Origin of the sequence: Sphingomonas kaistensis (assembly GCF_011927725.1) — a bacterium.
Taxonomy (GTDB): Bacteria; Pseudomonadota; Alphaproteobacteria; order Sphingomonadales; family Sphingomonadaceae; genus Sphingomicrobium; species Sphingomicrobium kaistense.
In genome coordinates this window covers 1,913,984-1,931,304 of sequence record NZ_JAATJC010000001.1, presented here as the reverse complement: position 1 = coordinate 1,931,304, position 17,321 = coordinate 1,913,984, and the positions used below count along the sequence as shown (strand labels likewise).

Annotated in this window: 19 protein-coding genes and 1 pseudogene; 8 read left to right on the top strand and 12 right to left on the bottom strand. The window is 66.9% G+C overall.

All coding sequences use genetic code 11. From position 1 onward, the window contains the following. Nucleotides 1-3: 3 nt before the first annotated feature. The 3 genes from arsC (at nucleotide 4) to GGQ97_RS09420 (ending at nucleotide 1,798) form a co-directional block, all read left to right on the top strand. Nucleotides 4-351: an arsenate reductase (glutaredoxin) gene (gene arsC / locus GGQ97_RS09430; RefSeq protein WP_168069044.1), complete on the top strand. Its 348-nt coding sequence runs from the start codon at nucleotides 4-6 to the stop codon at nucleotides 349-351. A 102-nt stretch (nucleotides 352-453) separates the two neighbouring features. Next, nucleotides 454-720, top strand: coding sequence for a hypothetical protein (locus GGQ97_RS09425; protein ID WP_168069042.1), 267 nt, complete (start codon nucleotides 454-456; stop codon nucleotides 718-720). Nucleotides 721-796: 76 nt separating this feature from the next. After that, nucleotides 797-1,798: a proline iminopeptidase-family hydrolase gene (locus tag GGQ97_RS09420; RefSeq protein WP_168069040.1), complete on the top strand. Its 1,002-nt coding sequence runs from the start codon at nucleotides 797-799 to the stop codon at nucleotides 1,796-1,798. Between the two features lie 14 nt (nucleotides 1,799-1,812). Here GGQ97_RS09420 and tgt read toward each other — a convergent pair whose 3' ends face one another. Beyond that, the gene (gene tgt / locus GGQ97_RS09415) at nucleotides 1,813-2,949 is read right to left on the bottom strand and encodes a tRNA guanosine(34) transglycosylase Tgt (RefSeq protein WP_168069038.1); all 1,137 of its coding nucleotides are present in this window, start codon (nucleotides 2,947-2,949) and stop codon (nucleotides 1,813-1,815) included. Nucleotides 2,950-3,035: 86 nt separating this feature from the next. On the opposite strand from tgt, the gene GGQ97_RS09410 reads away from it, so the two are divergent. Next, the gene (locus GGQ97_RS09410; protein ID WP_342448503.1) at nucleotides 3,036-3,794 is read left to right on the top strand and encodes a TSUP family transporter; all 759 of its coding nucleotides are present in this window, start codon (nucleotides 3,036-3,038) and stop codon (nucleotides 3,792-3,794) included. Here GGQ97_RS09410 and mscL read toward each other — a convergent pair. Beyond that, nucleotides 3,776-4,204 (bottom strand): large conductance mechanosensitive channel protein MscL, encoded by a 429-nt coding sequence (mscL, locus tag GGQ97_RS09405; RefSeq protein ID WP_168069036.1) that lies wholly within the window; start codon nucleotides 4,202-4,204, stop codon nucleotides 3,776-3,778. The two genes, GGQ97_RS09410 and mscL, sit on opposite strands and share 19 nt — an antisense overlap. Nucleotides 4,205-4,276: 72 nt before the next feature. Between mscL and GGQ97_RS09400 the strand changes: the two genes are divergently transcribed. Continuing rightward, complete coding sequence (locus tag GGQ97_RS09400) at nucleotides 4,277-5,047, top strand: fatty acid desaturase (RefSeq protein ID WP_342448502.1); 771 nt, start codon at nucleotides 4,277-4,279, stop codon at nucleotides 5,045-5,047. Nucleotides 5,048-5,055: 8 nt separating this feature from the next. Further along, the gene (locus tag GGQ97_RS09395) at nucleotides 5,056-6,279 is read left to right on the top strand and encodes a glycosyltransferase (RefSeq protein ID WP_168069034.1); all 1,224 of its coding nucleotides are present in this window, start codon (nucleotides 5,056-5,058) and stop codon (nucleotides 6,277-6,279) included. A gap of 3 nt (nucleotides 6,280-6,282) precedes the next feature. Here GGQ97_RS09395 and queA read toward each other — a convergent pair whose 3' ends face one another. The 8 genes and pseudogenes from queA to GGQ97_RS09355 all read right to left on the bottom strand — a co-directional run bounded on the left by queA (nucleotide 6,283) and on the right by GGQ97_RS09355 (nucleotide 12,967). Further along, nucleotides 6,283-7,314, bottom strand: a complete 1,032-nt coding sequence (gene queA, locus GGQ97_RS09390) for a tRNA preQ1(34) S-adenosylmethionine ribosyltransferase-isomerase QueA (RefSeq protein WP_168069032.1) — start codon at nucleotides 7,312-7,314, stop codon at nucleotides 6,283-6,285. A gap of 54 nt (nucleotides 7,315-7,368) precedes the next feature. Further along, nucleotides 7,369-7,932 (bottom strand): annotated as a pseudogene (locus tag GGQ97_RS09385) (peptidylprolyl isomerase); the annotation flags it as partial. Beyond that, nucleotides 7,929-8,423, bottom strand: a complete 495-nt coding sequence (gene coaD, locus GGQ97_RS09380) for a pantetheine-phosphate adenylyltransferase (protein ID WP_168069028.1) — start codon at nucleotides 8,421-8,423, stop codon at nucleotides 7,929-7,931. The gene coaD and the pseudogene GGQ97_RS09385, both read right to left, overlap by 4 nt. Further along, nucleotides 8,420-9,325 carry a polyprenyl synthetase family protein gene (locus tag GGQ97_RS09375; RefSeq protein WP_245197928.1) on the bottom strand — a complete coding sequence of 302 codons (906 nt, stop codon included), beginning with the start codon at nucleotides 9,323-9,325 and terminating at the stop codon, nucleotides 8,420-8,422. Before GGQ97_RS09375 ends, coaD begins: the two co-directional genes overlap by 4 nt. Beyond that, nucleotides 9,325-9,564 carry an exodeoxyribonuclease VII small subunit gene (locus GGQ97_RS09370; protein WP_168069024.1) on the bottom strand — a complete coding sequence of 80 codons (240 nt, stop codon included), beginning with the start codon at nucleotides 9,562-9,564 and terminating at the stop codon, nucleotides 9,325-9,327. The genes GGQ97_RS09375 and GGQ97_RS09370 overlap by 1 nt, the downstream gene beginning before the upstream one ends. Before the next feature lie 49 nt (nucleotides 9,565-9,613). Beyond that, complete coding sequence (locus tag GGQ97_RS09365; protein WP_209022828.1) at nucleotides 9,614-10,300, bottom strand: DUF1013 domain-containing protein; 687 nt, start codon at nucleotides 10,298-10,300, stop codon at nucleotides 9,614-9,616. 145 nt (nucleotides 10,301-10,445) lie between these two features. Continuing rightward, on the bottom strand, nucleotides 10,446-11,846 hold the full coding sequence (locus GGQ97_RS09360) for a hypothetical protein (protein WP_168069020.1): 1,401 nt from the start codon (nucleotides 11,844-11,846) through the stop codon (nucleotides 10,446-10,448). A 119-nt stretch (nucleotides 11,847-11,965) separates the two neighbouring features. Beyond that, complete coding sequence (locus GGQ97_RS09355; protein WP_245197927.1) at nucleotides 11,966-12,967, bottom strand: NAD(P)H-quinone oxidoreductase; 1,002 nt, start codon at nucleotides 12,965-12,967, stop codon at nucleotides 11,966-11,968. 95 nt (nucleotides 12,968-13,062) lie between these two features. On the opposite strand from GGQ97_RS09355, the gene GGQ97_RS09350 reads away from it, so the two are divergent. Further along, nucleotides 13,063-13,287 (top strand): DUF1192 domain-containing protein, encoded by a 225-nt coding sequence (locus GGQ97_RS09350; protein WP_425338717.1) that lies wholly within the window; start codon nucleotides 13,063-13,065, stop codon nucleotides 13,285-13,287. A 113-nt stretch (nucleotides 13,288-13,400) separates the two neighbouring features. Further along, on the top strand, nucleotides 13,401-15,806 hold the full coding sequence (gene clpA, locus GGQ97_RS09345) for an ATP-dependent Clp protease ATP-binding subunit ClpA (protein WP_168069018.1): 2,406 nt from the start codon (nucleotides 13,401-13,403) through the stop codon (nucleotides 15,804-15,806). Between the two features lie 58 nt (nucleotides 15,807-15,864). Here clpA and GGQ97_RS09340 read toward each other — a convergent pair whose 3' ends face one another. Together GGQ97_RS09340 and GGQ97_RS09335 are read right to left on the bottom strand one after the other, a co-directional pair. After that, complete coding sequence (locus GGQ97_RS09340; RefSeq protein WP_168069016.1) at nucleotides 15,865-16,833, bottom strand: hypothetical protein; 969 nt, start codon at nucleotides 16,831-16,833, stop codon at nucleotides 15,865-15,867. Next, nucleotides 16,830-17,303: a hypothetical protein gene (locus tag GGQ97_RS09335; protein WP_168069014.1), complete on the bottom strand. Its 474-nt coding sequence runs from the start codon at nucleotides 17,301-17,303 to the stop codon at nucleotides 16,830-16,832. Before GGQ97_RS09335 ends, GGQ97_RS09340 begins: the two co-directional genes overlap by 4 nt. Between the last annotated feature and the right edge of the window lie 18 nt (nucleotides 17,304-17,321).

Sequence of the window (17,321 nt, the reverse complement as noted above, 5' to 3'; positions counted from 1 at the left end):
GCCATGGACGTCACCGTGTACCACAACCCGGCATGCGGGACGTCGCGCGGCGTCCTCGCCATGCTCGAGGAACGCGGGATCGCGCCGCACGTGATCGAATATCTGAAGACCCCGCCGAGCCGCGAGGAAGTGAGGACGCTTGCAGCGAATGCCGGCGTCCCGCTCCGTGCGCTGCTGCGCGAGAATGCGCCGCCGTATGCCGAGCTCGGCCTTGCCGACGAAAGCCTGCCGGACGACGCGCTGCTGGACGCGATCGGGCAGCATCCGATCCTGCTCAATCGCCCGATCGTGGTGACGCCCAGGGGCACCGCCCTGTGCCGGCCCAAGGAGCGTCTGCTCGACCTGCTTTAAGCGTTATCGCGGCCGTTAACGCTCCACCATCGCCGGCCCGCGCCGAGCCGAGCTTCCCCTCCCCGCGCCGCCGTCTATCTCCATTCTCTCAAGGAGATAGACATGGCCTGGAACATCGCCCGCTCGGAAGCCCTCGCCGATCCCGACGCCGCGCGCCGAAAGGTGCTGGGGCGGCTGCAGCGCCTCAGCGAGCTCGAGGATGCGGAGCTGCAGGTGGTAAACATCCTGATCGACGCGGTGCTGATGGCCGAGGCCTATCGCGGCGCCCGGCACCAGGTGACGTTCCTGCCTGAGATGACCCGCAGCGTGGACCACCTGCTGCGCGACCTCGCAATCCTCGACAAGGCGGACGAGCTGGCGTCGGCCTGAGGCGGCGGACAATCTGCTAGGCGTTCGCCGCCTTGCGGCCCATGATGCCCGCTCGGGGTTCGGGGGGGCAGACGAAATGAAAACGACGATCGCGCTGGCAATCGCAGCGCTGGCACTCGCGCCTCCCGCTTCGGCGAAGAAGGCGGCGCAAGCGCCCCCGGCCCGCGCCTGGAGCCTGCCCGACCGCGAACTGATGGTGCCGGTCGAAGGGGGCCGGGTGTGGGTCAGCATCAACGGCGACCTCAACGCCGCGGCCGCCCCGGTGATCTTCATTCACGGCGGGCCCGGCTCGACCCATACCGCCTTCGGCGGGCTGACGGCGCTTGCCGACCATCGCGCGGTCATCCTCTACGACCAGTTGGACAGCGGCATGTCCGACCATCCCGAAAACCCCGCGAACTGGCGGGTCGAGCGTTTCGTCAGCGAGCTGGAAGCCATTCGCAAGGCGCTCAACGTCGAGCGCTGGCACGTGGTCGGGCACAGCTGGGGATCGGCCATCGCGCTGGAATATGCCGCGCGATATCCCACCCATGTGGCCTCGACCGTGCTGGGCGGCACGTTCATCTCCGCGCCGCACTGGATCCTCGGGACCAATCTCCTGATCCGCGATCTTCCCCTGGAGGTGCAGAAGGATATCCTCGCCTGCGAAAGCGACAGGCGTCCCCCCGCCGCGACCTGCCAAGCGGCGGAAACGGCTTTCTATGCCGCGCACAACGGCCGCCCCGACGCGCCGCCGCCGTCACCCGAAGCCCGCGCTTATGTCGAGCGAACCAAGGGCAAGGGCTTCAACGGCAAGCTCTACAACGCGATGTGGGGGCCGAGCGAATTCTCGGCGCAAGGGATGCTCGCCACCTATGACGGTACCCCGCTGCTCGCCAAGCTGGACGGCAAGCGCACCTTATTCATGGTCGGCCAGTTTGACGAAGCGCGCCTCGACACCGTGCGCGATTACGTGCGGCTGACCGCGGGCGCCGAAATGGCGGTGGTCCCGGGGGGATCGCACGCCTTCTACGCCGAGCGCCCGGCGGAGACGGCAGGCCTGCTGCGCGGGTGGCTGTCGCGCAAGGACGCGAAGTGAGCCTGCCTTCTTAATCAGCCCTTCCGGCCGGCCCGGTAGCGCGCGAGAAAGTCCCGGGCGTGGGCCGCCAGCCGCCCTTCGCCGATCGCGTCGCGCAGGCCCTGCATCATCCGCTGGTAGAACCACAGATTATGCTCGGTCATTAGCATTGCGCCGAGGATCTCCTGGCTGCGCACGAGGTGGTGAAGATAGGCGCGGCTGTAGGTCGAGCAGGCCGGGCATGGGCAGCCCTCTTCCAGCGGCCTCTGGTCCTCTGCGTGGGCAGCGTTGCGGATGTTGAGCGGCCCGTCGGCGGTGAACGCCTGGCCGGTGCGGCCGGAGCGGGTCGGGAGCACGCAGTCGAACATGTCGATGCCGCGGGTGACCGCTTCGACGATGTCGTCGGGTTTGCCGACGCCCATCAGGTAGCGCGGTTTGTCGGCCGGTAGCTGCCCCGGCGCGAAATCAAGGCAGCGCAGCATCGCTTCCTGCCCCTCGCCCACCGCAAGCCCGCCGACCGCATAGCCGTCGAAGCCGATATCGATCAGCGCGTCGGCGCTTTCGCGGCGCAGTTTCTCGTCGAGGACGCCCTGCTGGATCCCGAAGATGGCATTGGCGTCGGCATGGGCCTCGCCGCGGTCGAACTCCTCGCGGCTTCGGCGCGCCCAGCGGATCGAGCGGCCCATCGCCTCGCGCTGTTTCTTCTCGGGCACGTCGGGGCGCACCAGTTCGTCGAACTGCATCACGATCGAGGAACCCAGCAGCCGCTGCACCTCGATCGAGCGTTCGGGGCTGAGAAGGTGGCGGGAACCGTCGAGGTGGCTCTTGAAGGTCACCCCTTGCTCGGTGACCTTGTTGAGGTCGCTGAGGCTCATCACCTGATAGCCGCCGCTGTCGGTCAGGATCGGGCGGTCCCAGCCCATGAAGCGGTGCAGCCCGCCCAGCCGCGCCACCCGCTCGGCGCCGGGGCGGAGCATCAGGTGATAGGTGTTGCCGAGGATGATGTCGGCCCCCGCCGCGCGCACGCCCTCGGGCTTGACCGCCTTGACGGTGGCGGCGGTGCCGACCGGCATGAAGGCGGGGGTACGGATCTGCCCACGCTGCATGGCGATGGTGCCGAGCCGGGCGCGGCCGTCGGTGGCGTGGATGGTGAATTGGAAACGGGAGGACATGGCGGAGCCCCTATCCGGTTGCCCCGAGCCAAGTCGAGGGGCGAGGTTCTCGACTTGGCGCGGACCGAGCGGCTACGGGCGGAGGCGTGATCGACCTCTGGCTCTATCCTCTTCTCACCGGAGTCGCGCTGATCGCGGGCTTTATCGACGCCATCGCCGGGGGCGGCGGACTGATCATGATGCCGGCCCTTCTGGTCAGCGGCGTGCCGCCCCTCCAGGCGCTCGGCACCAACAAGCTGCAGTCGATGTGCGGCACCTTCGTCGCGATGCGCAACTATGGCGCCAAGGGGCTGATCGACTGGCGCGCAAACCTGCCGACCGCACTAATCGTGTTCGCCGGATCGGCCAGCGGTGCCCTGCTGGTGCAATATGTCGAGGCACGCACCCTGGCGCTGGTGATTCCGCTGCTGCTGCTCGCCAATGCCGTCTACATCCTCGTCAGCCCGCGGATGAGCGACGAGGACGCCCACCAGCGGCTCAGTGCCGCCGGCTATGCCCCGGTGGGCGGAGCGATCGGGCTGTACGATGGCTTCTTCGGGCCCGGGACCGGAAGCTTCTTCACCTCCACCCTCGTCGCGCTGCGCGGCTACGGGCTGACCCGGGCGACGGCGCTGTGCAAATATTTCAACTGGACCAGCAATGTCGCGGCGGTGCTTCTGTTCGCCTTGAGCGGCCAGGTGCTGTGGCTGCTGGGCGCCAGCATGGCAGTCGGCGCGATGGCCGGCGGCTGGCTCGGCAGCCACACGGCCATGCGCTACGGCGCGAAACTGATCCGGCCGCTGCTGGTCACCGCCAGCATTGCCATGACCGCGCGGCTGCTGTGGGGTTACTTCAGCGGCGGCTGACGCAGGCTGTCGCGGATCTCGCGGAGCAGCAGCACTTCCTCGGTGGGGCCGGCGGCTTCTTCCTCCTTCATCACCTTGGCCGCGGAGCGGACCAGCAGGAAGATGATGAAGGCGAGGATCAGGAAGTTCACCACCACCGTGATGAATTGGCCGTATCCCAGCAGCGGCACGCCGGCCTTCTTCAGGGCCTCGTAATCGGTCAGCGACCCGGTGTAGCCGGCCGGCACATCGCCAAGGCGCACGAAGTAACTGGAGAAATCGAAGCCGCCGAAGATCGACCCGACCACCGGCATGATGATGTCGTCGGTGAGACTCGTCACGATCGTCCCGAAAGCGGCGCCGATGATCACGGCGACGGCGAGGCCAAGGACGTTGCCCTTGGCGATAAAGGCGCGGAAGTCCGACAACATGCGACATCTCCCCTGGTGGTCGTGGACGCGATGATGACACGGACGGTGCGGCAAAGGCCAGCCTTTAGGCCCGTGGCGCGAAGCAGGGTCCGCGCCTATATCCGGCCCATGCTCAGTGAGGCGCAGCAACGGCGGCAGACGCGGATCGGCCTCGCCCTCGCCGGGGCGATCATCCTTGCCTTCGTCGCGCTGCACGTCTGGTCGGTGTTCTTCCTGACGCTCGGAGGCTGGAACTGGGCGCTGGCCGTGCCGGTGGTGGCGACGTCGACCTGGCTCAGCGTCGGTTTGTTCATTATCGCCCATGACGCGATGCACGGCAGCCTTGCGCCGGGCCGGCCGCGGGTGAACCTGCTGGTGGGCCGGCTGACGCTGTTGCTCTACGCCGGCTTCTGGATGGACCGCCTCCGTCCCAAGCATTTCGACCATCACAAGCATGTCGGGACCGAGGGTGATCCCGACTTCGCCGCCGACCATCCGACGCGATTCTGGCCGTGGTACCTGCAATTCATGGTCCGCTATTTCGGGCTGCGCGAGTTCCTGGTCCTGAGCGTGCTGGTGTGGAGCTACGTGCTGATCCTCGGCGCGCCTCTCGGTAACCTGCTGCTGTTCTGGGCGCTTCCCTCGATCCTCTCCTCGCTGCAATTATTCTACTTCGGCACCTTCCTGCCCCACCGGCACGAGGACGATCCATTTGCCGACGAGCACCGGGCGCGCAGCAACGACTTCGGCGTGGTCGCCTCGCTGCTGACCTGCTTCCACTTCGGCTATCACCGCGAGCATCATCTGAGCCCCGGCACGCCGTGGTGGGCGCTGCCCTCCAAGCGCCGCGAACTCAGCCTCTAGCTCCCACTTTGGCGCGCATCGCCTTTCTCTGCCCGCCGTTCGCGGCGCATCTGGCGAGCTTTCGCGCGCTCGGTGAGGTGCTGCGCGAGCGAGGACACGAGCCCTTCTTCCTGCTCAATGCCGGTGCGACGGGGGCAACCGGCGACATCCCCATCCACCATGTCCCCGCGCGCCCCGGCGATCCCGCGATCGGACGGGTGCTAGCCGCGGCGGAGAAGCCGGGCGGGCTGGTGGCGACCTTGCGGACCATCGCCGACAGCGCGGCGCTTACCGATCAATATTGCGAGGGCGGCCGCGAACGGCTCGCCGCGCTCGGGGCCGATGCAGTGGTCGGCGACCAGATGGAGCCTGCCGGCTTTCTCCTTGCAAAGGCGCTTGGCCTGCCCTTCATCGGGCTTGCCTGCGCGGTCCCGATCGACCCGGCGCCGGGTGTTCCCCTGCCCTTCCTCGACTGGCCATTCGAGCCTTCCGCCGAGGGCAAGCATCGACGCACCGCGACCATCGCGAGCGCGCTCAGCCGCAGGCAGAACCAGGTGATCGCCGGCTGGGCCGAGCGGTTCAGAATCGGGCCTCATGGCAGCCTGCAGGATTGCCTCGGCCCGGTGCAGATCGCGCAAATAGTGCCGGAATTCGACCTGCCGCGCCCACGGCCCCTGCCCTTCGTGCCGGTCGGGCCGTTGCGCCGCGCCGAGGAACTCGCCGACCGTCCGCTCCCCTTCGCCAGGCCCGACAAGCCCTTGGTCTTCGCCACCATGGGCACCCTGCTCGGCGGCGACCTCAAGCTGTGGCGAGCGCTCGCCAGGGCATGCCGCGAAGCCGGGACCGCGCTGGTGCTGGCGCATGGCGGGCGGCTGAGCGACACGGAAGCGGCAAGCCTCGACGTCCACCACGCCGCTGACTTCCTGCCCTATCGCAGTGTGATGAAGGGTGCCGCGCTGGTCATCACGCACGGCGGCAGCAACACGGTTCTGGATGCGCTGGCCTGCGGGGTGCCGCTGTTGGTGCGGCCAGTTGGGTTCGACCAGCCCGGCAACCTCGCTCGGGTCCGCCATCATGGGCTGGGCGAAGAATTGGCCAGCCTGCGCCGGCCGGGCGCGCTGGCCGCGCAGATCAAGCGGCTGGTCGCCGACGATCCGATGCACGACCGCTGCGGCAAGGTCGCCTCGGCCCTCGCCAACGCCGGCGGCACGGCGCAGGCGGCGACAATCGTCGAAAGCGTGCTCTGCCCCTGACGCTCAGCCTTGCGGCAGGAGCAGGCTCGAATCGCCATAGCTGTAGAAGCGATACCCTCCGGCGATCGCGTGGGCGTAGGCGCGCTGCATGGTTTCGAGGCCCATCAGCGCGCTGACCAGCATGAACAGGGTCGACTTGGGCAGGTGGAAGTTGGTCATCAGCCCGCCGACCGCTTTCCAACGATAGCCGGGCGTGATGAAGATCGCAGTATCCCCTTCGAACGGTCGGACCAGCCCGTCCTCTCCCGCAGCGCTCTCGATGAGGCGCAGGACGGTGGTGCCGACGGCAATGATCCGGCCACCGGCCGCGCGCACCGCATTGAGGCGATCGGCTGTCGCGGCGTCGATGCGGCCCCATTCGGCGTGCATCCGGTGATCGGCCGTATCCTCCGCCTTCACCGGCAGGAAGGTGCCGGCACCGACGTGCAGGGTCAGCGTTTCGCGGGCGATCCCCGCGGCATCGAGCGCGGCAAGCAGGCGCGGGGTGAAGTGAAGCGACGCGGTCGGCGCCGCCACCGCGCCCTCGCGCGCCGCGAACATGGTCTGGTAATCTTCCGCATCGTCGGCATCGATCGCACGCTTGGATGCGATGTAGGGTGGCAGCGGCATGGTGCCCGCACGGGTCAGCAGCAGTTCGACCGGCTCCTCTCCGGCGAAGCGTAGCAGGAGGGCGCCGTCGCTGCCCTTCTCCTCGCACACGGCCTCCACCCCGCCGCCGAACGTCACCGTGTCGCCGACCCGCACCCGCCGTGCGTTGCGGACAAACGCCCACCAGGCACGCAGGTCGTGACGCTTGTGCAGCGTCGCGCCGATGGATGCTTCACCGCGCCGGCCTTCGAGCTGCGCCGGGATCACCTTGGTATCGTTGAAGACGAGGACGTCGCCGCGCCGAAGCAGGTCGGGCAGGTCGCGGACGGCGCGATCTTCCAGCCGCTCGCCGTCGACCAGCAGCAGGCGCGAGCTGTCGCGCGGCCGGGCCGGGCGCAGCGCGATATTCTCCTCGGGGAGGTCGAAGTCGAACAGGTCCACCTTCATGGCCCCGCCCCTACTGGCCAACCTCCCCGCGGGGAAGCCGGCGACCTAGCCGCCGAGCGTGGCGCGGACGATTCGGGTCGGTTCGGCCGGCGGCTCGCCCGGCGCGATCTGGTCGACGAAGTTCATGCCCGACACCACGCGGCCGAAGACGGTATATTTCCCGTCGAGCGAGATGCGCGGCACGAACATTATGTAGAACTGGCTGTTGGCGCTGTCAGGGCTCGCCGCGCGGGCGGCCGCGACGGAGCCGCGCAGGTGCGGCAGCGCGTTGAACTCGGCCTTCACATCGGGAAGCTCGCTGCCGCCGGTACCGTCGCCCTTTGGGTCGCCGCCCTGCGCCATGAAGCCGGGGATCACGCGGTGGAACAGCAGGCCGTTGTAGAAGCCCTGCCGGGTCAGCGTCTTGATCCGCTCCACCGCCAGCGGGGCGGCGTCGGGACGAAGCTGGACGACCACCGTGCCGCCGTTCGAAAGCTCGATCGACCACCGGTTGGAAAGATCGGCGGCGACGTTGGCCGGGGCATTGATCGGCAGCGGCGCGGGCGTCGCGGCCGGAGCCTGGGCAAACGCCGGAGTGGAAAGCAGCGCCAGCAGCGGCAACGCGAAAGTGAGCTTCATTTCTTCCCCTTGTGCCCGATCCGGGCGGCCACGTCGGCGGCCACGGCTGGCGTGACGAACTTGTTGATATCGCCGCCATAACGGGCGATTTCTTTCACCAGCCTTGACGCGATCGGCTGAAGCGAGACGTCGGCCATCAGGAAGACCGTTTCGATCCGGTCATTCAGCTGCTGGTTCATCCCGGCCATCTGATATTCGTATTCGAAATCGGCCACCGCGCGCAGCCCGCGCAGGATCATCGCCGCGCCTTCGACCTCCGCGAAATCCATCAGCAGGCTGTCGAACTGGGTGACCGACACGTTGGGCAGGTCGGCGACTTCCCGCTCGACCATCGCCATCCGCTCCTCGACGGTGAACATCGGCTGCTTGGAGGGATTGGTCGTGACCCCGATCACCAGCTTGTCGCACATCCGCGCGCCGCGCTGGATGATGTCGAGGTGGCCGAGCGTGATGGGGTCGAACGTGCCCGGATAAACGGCGGTGCGGCTCACCGGTCGCGCTCCACCGCATAGCGGGCGATGGCGCGGAGCAAGTCCGCTTCCTCGCCGTGACCGTGCAGATGCTCGATCGCCTGGGTGACCAGCATTTCGGCCTGCAGCCGCGCGCGGTCGGGGCCGAGCAGCGACACGAATGTGGCCTTGCCGGCATCGGCATCCTTGTTCAGCTTCTTGCCCGCCGCGCTCTCGTCGCCTTCATGGTCGAGGAGGTCGTCGGCGATCTGGAAGGCGAGCCCGACATTGCGGGCATAACCGCGATAGGGCGCACGGCCATCTTCGGCGACACGGCCCATGATGACCGCTGCCTCCACCGCATATTCGATCAGTGCGCCGGTCTTGAGCTGTTGCAGCCGGGTGATGGCCGGCAGGTCGAGGAACTGGCCCTCGGCGGCGAGGTCCATCGCCTGTCCCCCGCCCATCCCGTCGATGCCCGACGCCTTGGCCAGCTCGACCACCAGCTCGGAGCGGACGAACGGATCCTCGTGCGTGGCATCGTCGGCGAGCAGTTCGAAGGCGAGCGCATGGAAGCAGTCGCCGGCCAGCACCGCAGTGGCCTCGTCGAACGCCTTGTGCACCGTGGGCTTGCCGCGGCGCAGGTCGTCGTCGTCCATGCAGGGAAGGTCGTCGTGGATCAGGCTGTAGACGTGGATCGCCTCGATCGCGGAGCCAGCCCGAAGCGCGCGATCCTCGTCGATCCCGAACAATCGCGCGGCGGCCACCGTCAGGAGCGGGCGAAGCCGTTTGCCGCCGCCGATGCCCGCGTGACGCATCGCCTGGCACAGTCGGTCGCGGCCGTCGCAGCGGTCGGCCAGCGCATCCTCGAACAGGCGGTCGACCCCGGCCGCGATCCGGCGCGCTTCGCCGAGCAGGTCGGTATCCTCGGCAGCGGCTTCCATCATTGCGCCTCGAACGGGCGGGTACCGGCCGGCTGCCCATCGGGCCCGAGCGCGATGGCGTCGATCCGCGCCTGGGCCGACTTCAGCCGTTCCTCGCACAAGCGCTTCAGCCGGTCGCCCTCCTGGTAGAGGTCGATCGACTGGTCGAGCGGCGCTTCGCCGCGTTCCAGCAGGCGGACGATGTCCTCGAGCCGCGCCAGGGCGGCTTCGAACGACAGGGTTTCGGGAGCAGTGGCCATAAGGGAGGGATTAGCTTGCCCCTCCCCAGAAGCAAGCCGCAGCAAGCCCTTACTTGCGGAACGGATCCGCGATGCCGGGCACGATCTCGCCCGGGGCCAGGCCATGCTCGTCGCGCTGGGCGTCGAGGGCGGCGGCTTCCGCGTCGCGGACATGCTGTTCGCGCTCGGCCCGCAGCTGTTCGATCAGGCTGGCGCGATCGGTGTCGAGACGGCCGTCGTCGACCTGCTCGATGCCGGCGGCCTTTTGCGCCTTGGCAACCGCCGCATCCAGTTCGCGCTGCGAGGTCAGGCCGAGGGTAACCGGGTCCTTGGGCTGGATGTTGGCGATGTTCCAGTGGCTGCGGTCGCGGATCGCGGCGATGGTGGTGCGGGTGGTCCCGATCAGCTTGCCGATCATCCCGTCAGACACTTCCGGATGGTTCTTGATGATCCAGGCGATTCCGTCCGGCTTGTCCTGGCGCTTCGACACCGGCGTGTAGCGCGGACCCTTGGTGCGGGTGACCTGCTCGGGCGCCTTGAACATCTTGAGGCTGTAGTTCGGGTCGGCCTGGCCGCGCTCGATCTCCTCATGCGTCAGCTCGCCCGAACGCAGCGGATCGCGGCCGGTCAGCTTGGTCGCTGCCGTATCGTCGGCGATGGCCTGAACCTCGAGGATGTGGAGGCCGCAGAATTCAGCGATCTGCTCAAAGGTCAGGCTGCTGTTGTCGACCAGCCAGGCGGCGGTCGCATGCGGCATGAGCGGGGTTGCCTGGGTTGCCTGGGTTGCCTGCGGGGCTTGGGCCATGGTTAGTCTCCGGACACAAAAAGGGCCGCCCCGATGAGGAGCGGCCGCGTATGCATTACTACTTAGAACGAAAGGGGGGCGTCGGCAAGATCGCCGATCAGTTCTTCGCGTCGAGCTTGGGACCGAACCACACCCCGAAAGACGTCAGCCAGCCTTGCTCGCAGTAACGCGGAATATAGTCGGTGGGCTTGAAGGACTGATCGCATCGGATCGCCCGAGGGGAGAGGTCGGTCTTCCATTCGGGCCAGACCAGCAGGAGATGCTGGGGGTCGGCTCGCCACGCCGCCACTTCCTTCCGCCAGCTCGGGCCTTCGGCATAGATGTCGGTCGGCCTGAGATAGTGCACGACGCCGACGAACAGCAGCAGACCCACCAGCATGCGCGGGGTTCGCCGCTCGGCTGCATCGGCACGGGTTGCGAGGCAAAGGAAGCAGAGCGAAAGCATCACCAGCGGAATGTAATTGTAGCGCGGCCCCGCAAGGGCGAAAAAGGGAGCGAAGGCGGCGCCGGTGACGATCCCGAAGCCGAGGCTGACGGAGGCAACCCCGACCGCTGCGGCAAACAGCCAAAAGGCATCGTCTCGTGCCTTTAGAGTGGCCGCGAACAGTGCGGCGAAGACGAACACCGACAGCGTCCCGAGCACCCACAGATTGGGACCGCCCTTGACCAGGCCAACCGCTGCGGCGAACCCGAAGAAATCGGCGCCGGTCAAACCACTGAACAGCAATACCGGGAGCCGGATGAACATTGCTGCGGCCAGATTGAGCGGGTCGAACGGCACGCCTCGCAGCGGCGTCGAATGGTAGAACAGCAGCATCTGGATCGCTGCACCGCTTGCAAGGATTGCGAACTGCCAGAAGCGCCTGCGGTCACGTTCGACGAGGCCGCGGAGGGCGAAGAGCGGAAGGAAGACGATTGCGGCCGGACCGCAGAGCGGGGCCAGGAAAAGGATCGATCCCTCGAACACTTTGCGAAGGCGACCATTGCCGGCCTCGAGTGCAGCAATCAGACCGACCGCCAGCGCCAGGTGAAACTGGACGTGCATCGCGTTGAGGAAAACCTCTTCGGTCGTCGGCATGAGCACGAGGATCAGCAAGGCGACCAGGCGCACGCGCAGATCGGCGAGCCACGGCGACCTGCTCTTCATGATGAGGATGGCCGGCACGAGCTGCGACAGGAGCCCGACGATCATCGTGAAATAGGGGGCATATTCGAGTGGCAGCGTCCCGCTTCGGACCAGGGTCGCGAGCGCGAGCGTGGAGGCATTGGCCGCAAGGTTCAGATAGCCACCGAAAGGCCGGAACAGGGCCTCGGACGGAAAATGCCAGGCAGAGGCAAGGAACACGGTCGCTTCCTCGTCCTGGAAGCGGCCTTCGCTCCAGGCGAGCGGCAGTCGAAACGCCACGAGAAGGCCGAAGACGAGCAGGGCCGGCAGCCCTAACCTGAGCCATTCTCTCGCCGGTCCAGCAGTCGATTGGATGGCCGTGATACGCGTCATGTAACTCATGATGCCGAACCTAAACCGACATCCTTAACAATCGATCTACCATGAAGGCGCGCTTCGGAGCCATTCGATCGACGAAGCTTTGGCGTCCCAATTCCCGCCGGGCGGGACGATCAGGCCTCGCTTGCCAGCAGCACGATCTTGCCGACGTGGGCCCCCGACTCCATCCGGGCGTGCGCGGCCCCGGCTTGCGCCAGCGGAAAGGTGCGGTCCATCACCGGGCGCAGTTGGCCGCTGTCGACGAAGGGCCAGATTTCGCGGCGTAATTCCTCGGCGACCAGACCCTTGAAGCCGATCGGGCGCGGCCGAAGCGTCGATCCGGTGAGGGTCAGTCGGCGACGCATGACGTCGAGGATGTTGAGTTCGGCCGTCACTCCGCGCTGGGTGGCGATCGACACGTGGCGGCCATCGTCGGCAAGGCAGGAAAGGTTGCGCGGCAGATAGTCGCCGCCGACCATGTCGAGGATGACGTTGGCCCCTGCCCCGCCGGTCAGCCGCTTCACTTCCTCGACGAAGTCCTGCGTCTTGTAATTGACCGCCGCCGCAGCGCCCAGGCCGAGCGCCGCAGCGCATTTCTCGTCGCTGCCGCAGGTCACGATCGCCTTGACGCCGAGCAGCCGGCACAGCGAGATCGCCATGGTGCCGATGCCGCTGGTGCCGCCGTGGACCAGCACCCAGTCCCCCTCGCTGGCAAAACCGCGTTCGAACAAATTGACCCACACGGTGAACAACGTTTCCGGCAGCGCCGCCGCCTCGGCCATGCTCAGCCCGTCCGGCACCGGCAGCGCGGTGGCGGCGGGAGCGATTGCATATTCGGCATAGCCGCCACCCGCGATCAGCGCGGTCACCCTGGTGCCGATGTGATGGGTCGCACCCTCGCCTGCCGCGACGACCGTACCGGCGATCTCCAGTCCCGGGATGTCGCTGGCACCCGGCGGCGGCGGATAGAAGCCGCGGCGCTGGAGAACGTCCGGGCGATTGACCCCGGCCGCGGCGACCCGGACCAGCAGCTCGCCCGCCGCCGGGATCGGCACGGGGCGGGTGACTGGCACCAGCACCTCGGGGCCGCCCGGCTGGCTGATCTCGATGGCCGTCATGACGTCCGGAAGGTCCATAGTGTCCACGTTCCGTTAGGGTTTCGCTAAGCCATAGTCGCTGAACGGGCGCGGCAAAGCGAAATCTTGGCGAAGAAGTCACGCAGCGTGTTGACTTGTCGGACCTCGGCTCCGACCTTGTGGGCATGGACGATGATTTCTTCTCGTCACGCCCCGAGGATCCACTGGTGCTGCTTGCACGCCAGGACCTCGACCCACTCAGCTTCGACGAGCTGGATGCCCGTATCCTCGCCCTCGAGGCGGAGATCGAACGGGTCCGCTCGCACAAGGATACGGTTTCCCGTCACCGTTCCGCGGCCGATGCGCTGTTCAAGCGATAGCCGCCGCACCTGCAGCTTTTTGGCCGCCCTTGCAGCGGCCGCGACGCCTCACAAGATAAGAAGTTAAGAACGCCGGGTGCTTTGTCGCTCCCCGGCCAAGGAGTCCCCCCCAAATGCCCAGTTTCGCCCGCGACCTCGAACAAACCCTGCACAATGCGCTTGGGGAGGCGAGCCGCCGTCGTCACGAATATGCCACGCTTGAGCATCTGCTCATGGCGCTGATCGACGATGGCCATGCTTCCAAGGTGATGACCGCCTGCGGCGTGAACCGCGATGAGCTCAAGGCCACCGTCAAGCAGTACCTGGACGGAGAGCTTGGCGCGCTGGTCGCCGACAGCGGCACCGATCCGACCCCCACCAGCGGGTTCCAGCGCGTGGTTCAGCGCGCGATCCTGCACGTCCAAAGCTCGGGCCGTGACGAAGTGACCGGCGCCAACGTGCTTGTGGCGCTCTTCTCCGAGCGGGAAAGCTATGCGGTCTATTTCCTCCAGCAGCAGGACATGAGCCGGCTGGATGCGGTAACCTACATCAGCCACGGCGTCGGCAAGGGCGAGAATGCCGAAGGCGCCCAGCCCGCGGCCGGCACCGAAACGCCTGAAACCAAGTCGGACAAGCCGGGCGCGGACAAGAAGGAAAGCGCGCTCAAGCAGTTCACCGTCGATCTCAACGAAAAGGCCAAGAACGGCAAGGTCGACCCGCTGATCGGGCGCATGGCCGAGGTCGACCGTACGGTGCAGATCCTCTGCCGCCGGTCCAAGAACAACCCGCTCTATGTGGGCGATCCGGGCGTCGGCAAGACCGCCATCGCCGAAGGCCTCGCGCGCAAGATCATCGAGGGCGACGTGCCCGAGGTGCTGAAGCCCGCGGTGATCTACTCGCTCGACATGGGCGCGCTGTTGGCCGGCACCCGCTACCGCGGCGATTTCGAAGAGCGGCTGAAGTCGGTCGTGACCGAGCTCGAGAAGCTGCCCCACGCGATCCTGTTCATCGACGAGATCCACACGGTGATTGGCGCAGGCGCGACCAGCGGCGGGGCGATGGATGCGTCCAACCTCCTCAAGCCCGCACTGTCGGGCGGGTCGATCCGCTGCATCGGGTCGACCACCTACAAGGAGTTCCGCAACCACTTCGAGAAGGACCGGGCGCTGCTCCGGCGCTTCCAGAAGATCGACGTCAACGAGCCGACGGTCGAAGACACGATCAAGATCATCGCCGGCCTGCGCTCGAGCTTCGAGGAGCATCACAAGGTCCGCTACACCCCCGATGCGATCAAGTCGGCGGTTGAGCTCAGCGCGCGTTACATCCACGACCGCAAGCTGCCGGACAAGGCGATCGACGTGATCGACGAGGTCGGCGCGATGCAGATGCTGGTGCCGGTGGGCAAGCGCAAGAAGGTGATCACGCCCAAGGAGGTCGAACAGGTCGTCGCGACCATGGCGCGCATCCCACCGAAGAGCGTCAGCACCGACGACAAGAAGACGCTCCAGAACCTGGAAGCGGACTTGAAGCGCGTCGTATTCGGGCAGGACCTGGCGGTCGAGCGGCTGGCCTCGGCCATCAAGCTCAGCCGGGCGGGCCTGCGCGATCCCGACAAGCCGATCGGCAATTACCTGTTCTCAGGGCCGACCGGCGTCGGCAAGACCGAGGTGGCGCGCCAGCTCGCCTCGATCCTCGGCATTCCGCTGCAGCGCTTCGACATGTCCGAATATATGGAGCGCCACTCGGTCAGCCGGCTGATCGGCGCGCCCCCGGGCTATGTCGGCTATGACCAGGGCGGCCTGTTGACCGACGCGGTCGACCAGCAGCCGCACAGCGTGCTCCTGCTCGACGAGATCGAGAAGGCGCACCCGGACCTGTTCAACATCCTTCTGCAGGTGATGGACAACGGCAAGCTGACCGATCACCACGGCAAGACCGTCGATTTCCGCAACACGATCCTTATCATGACCACCAATGCCGGTGCGTCGGACATGGCGCGGGAGAGCATCGGCTTCGGGGCGATGAGCCGCGAGGACGTGCAGGAAGACGCGATCCGCAAGATGTTCACGCCCGAATTCCGCAACCGCCTCGATGCGGTGGTGCCGTTCGGTTACCTGCCGCCCGCGGTGGTTGCCCGGGTCGTGGACAAGTTCATCTTGCAGCTGGAGCTTCAGCTGGCGGATCGCGGCGTGCACATCGAGCTCGACGACGAGGCTCGCGAGTGGCTCACCGCCAAGGGCTATGACAAGCTCTATGGCGCGCGTCCGATGGGTCGCCTGGTGCAGGAGAAGATCAAGCAGCCGCTGGCCGAGGAACTGTTGTTCGGCAAGCTGGTCCACGGCGGCGAGGTCAAGGTCCGCCTGAAGGACAACAACCCGGTGTTCGAGATCACGCCTGCGGCACCGGCCAAGGCCACCAAGCCCAAGAGCGCCAAGGGTCGCCGCGCCCGCGTCGCGGAACAGCCGCAGCCGCAGCCGCAGCCGGAGGCCAATGCTCAGCCGGAAACGGGCGAGCAGCCGGAGACCCCGGCAGCCGAGTAAGTCTGAAGTGTCGAAAATGGGAGGAGGTCAGGAGCCGCGTGCTTCTGGCCTCCTTTCTTTAGGAAGCATTCCTGGAGCGCGCCACCGCGGCCTCGAGCAGTTCGACACCGATCAGGTGCGGCGTCTTCCACACTTGTTCACGCCAACCCGCAAGTTCGAGCCGTTCCACTGCAAGGATTAGGGCGAGCCCCTGCTTCTGGCTCCACCATTTGGACCGCGTACCGAAGCCGCTCATCGCCTCGGCGGTGGACAGTGCGCCGCCCTTGGGATCGATTAGCCAGCTATAGCCGACATATTGACCCGCGCCTTCCATCGACAGGAACAGATCCTCGGCCTTGCCGAGCCGCCGGTCCTCACCGACGAACCAGCGGGCCCGGCGCGCTTTCATCTTGGCGAGCGCCTGCCCTGCAAGCGCGCGAGCAGCCTTGTCGTCGGACGCCGCCGCTGCCGCGAACAGCAGCCTCGTCTCCTCCTCGACGGATGCGGAAAAGGCCACATTCTCCTCGAACTGCTGCTGGATGCTGTCGTCCGAAAAGTCCTCGGGAAGCCCTTCTTCCTTCGGCAACTTGCTCAGACGCTCGAACAGCGCCGTCTGCGCGACGTGGCTCGCTTCGTGGAGCAGCACCGCCCTGGTCAATCGATCGAGCCCGAGCGATCCGCCCGGAATCTTTCCCGCGGCCCACAGGCTGGGCAAGGCCATGACAAAGGTCGGGCCTCCCTGCTTGCCCTCACCGGCAAAGCTGGTGACCGTTGCCGGGATGCGGGTGCCGTCGGCCAGCAGCACCTGGCCATCGTGACGGCTGGCCGTCCAGCGTGCGGCGGTGTTGCGCTGCAGGGCTTGGCGGCTTTCCAGTCGGCACCTCGCGTCGAACAGGATCACCGTCACATCCGCCGGCGGGGTCAATTCCGGCAGACGGCGAAGCTGCAACCGCCAGGCCGCGGTAGCAGCGTGGATCCACGCCTTGTCGGCCGGACCGGGTGCGCAGGCCGAAGCCAGCGCCGCCGCCGCCGCCGCCGCAAGGATCACTGCTTGGCGTCGAGCTCGATGGTGCCGCTGGTGCCGCTGCCCTGCGGCGCGAAGCGCATCAGGAAGGTGGCGCCATCCTTGGTCTTGCCCTGCAGCGCGCCCGCGGCCATCGCCGCCTCCACGCCCTGCGCCTTGAACTGGTCGACGAAATAGGTCGCCACTTCCTGCGGAGTCGCCGGCGCGGTGAAGGTGAAGTTGACCTTACCGGGCTGGTCCTTGCCGGCATCGAGATTGAAGCCGGTGAGGGTCGCGCCGGGCATCATCTTGACCCCGTCGATGTCGAAATTGGCGTTGCTCATCACCCCGGTGGGAAGCTTGATCTCACCCTTGGCGAACGGAAGGTTGAAGGCGACACGGCCATCGGCGTCGGCCTTCATCTGGACGGTTTCGTCCCCTTCGGCCGGGTTTCTGACCTCCGCATCGCAAGCGGCTAGCAGAAGCAACGGAGCGAGAGCGGCAATCCTGAGCATGAAAAATCCTCCCCTTGA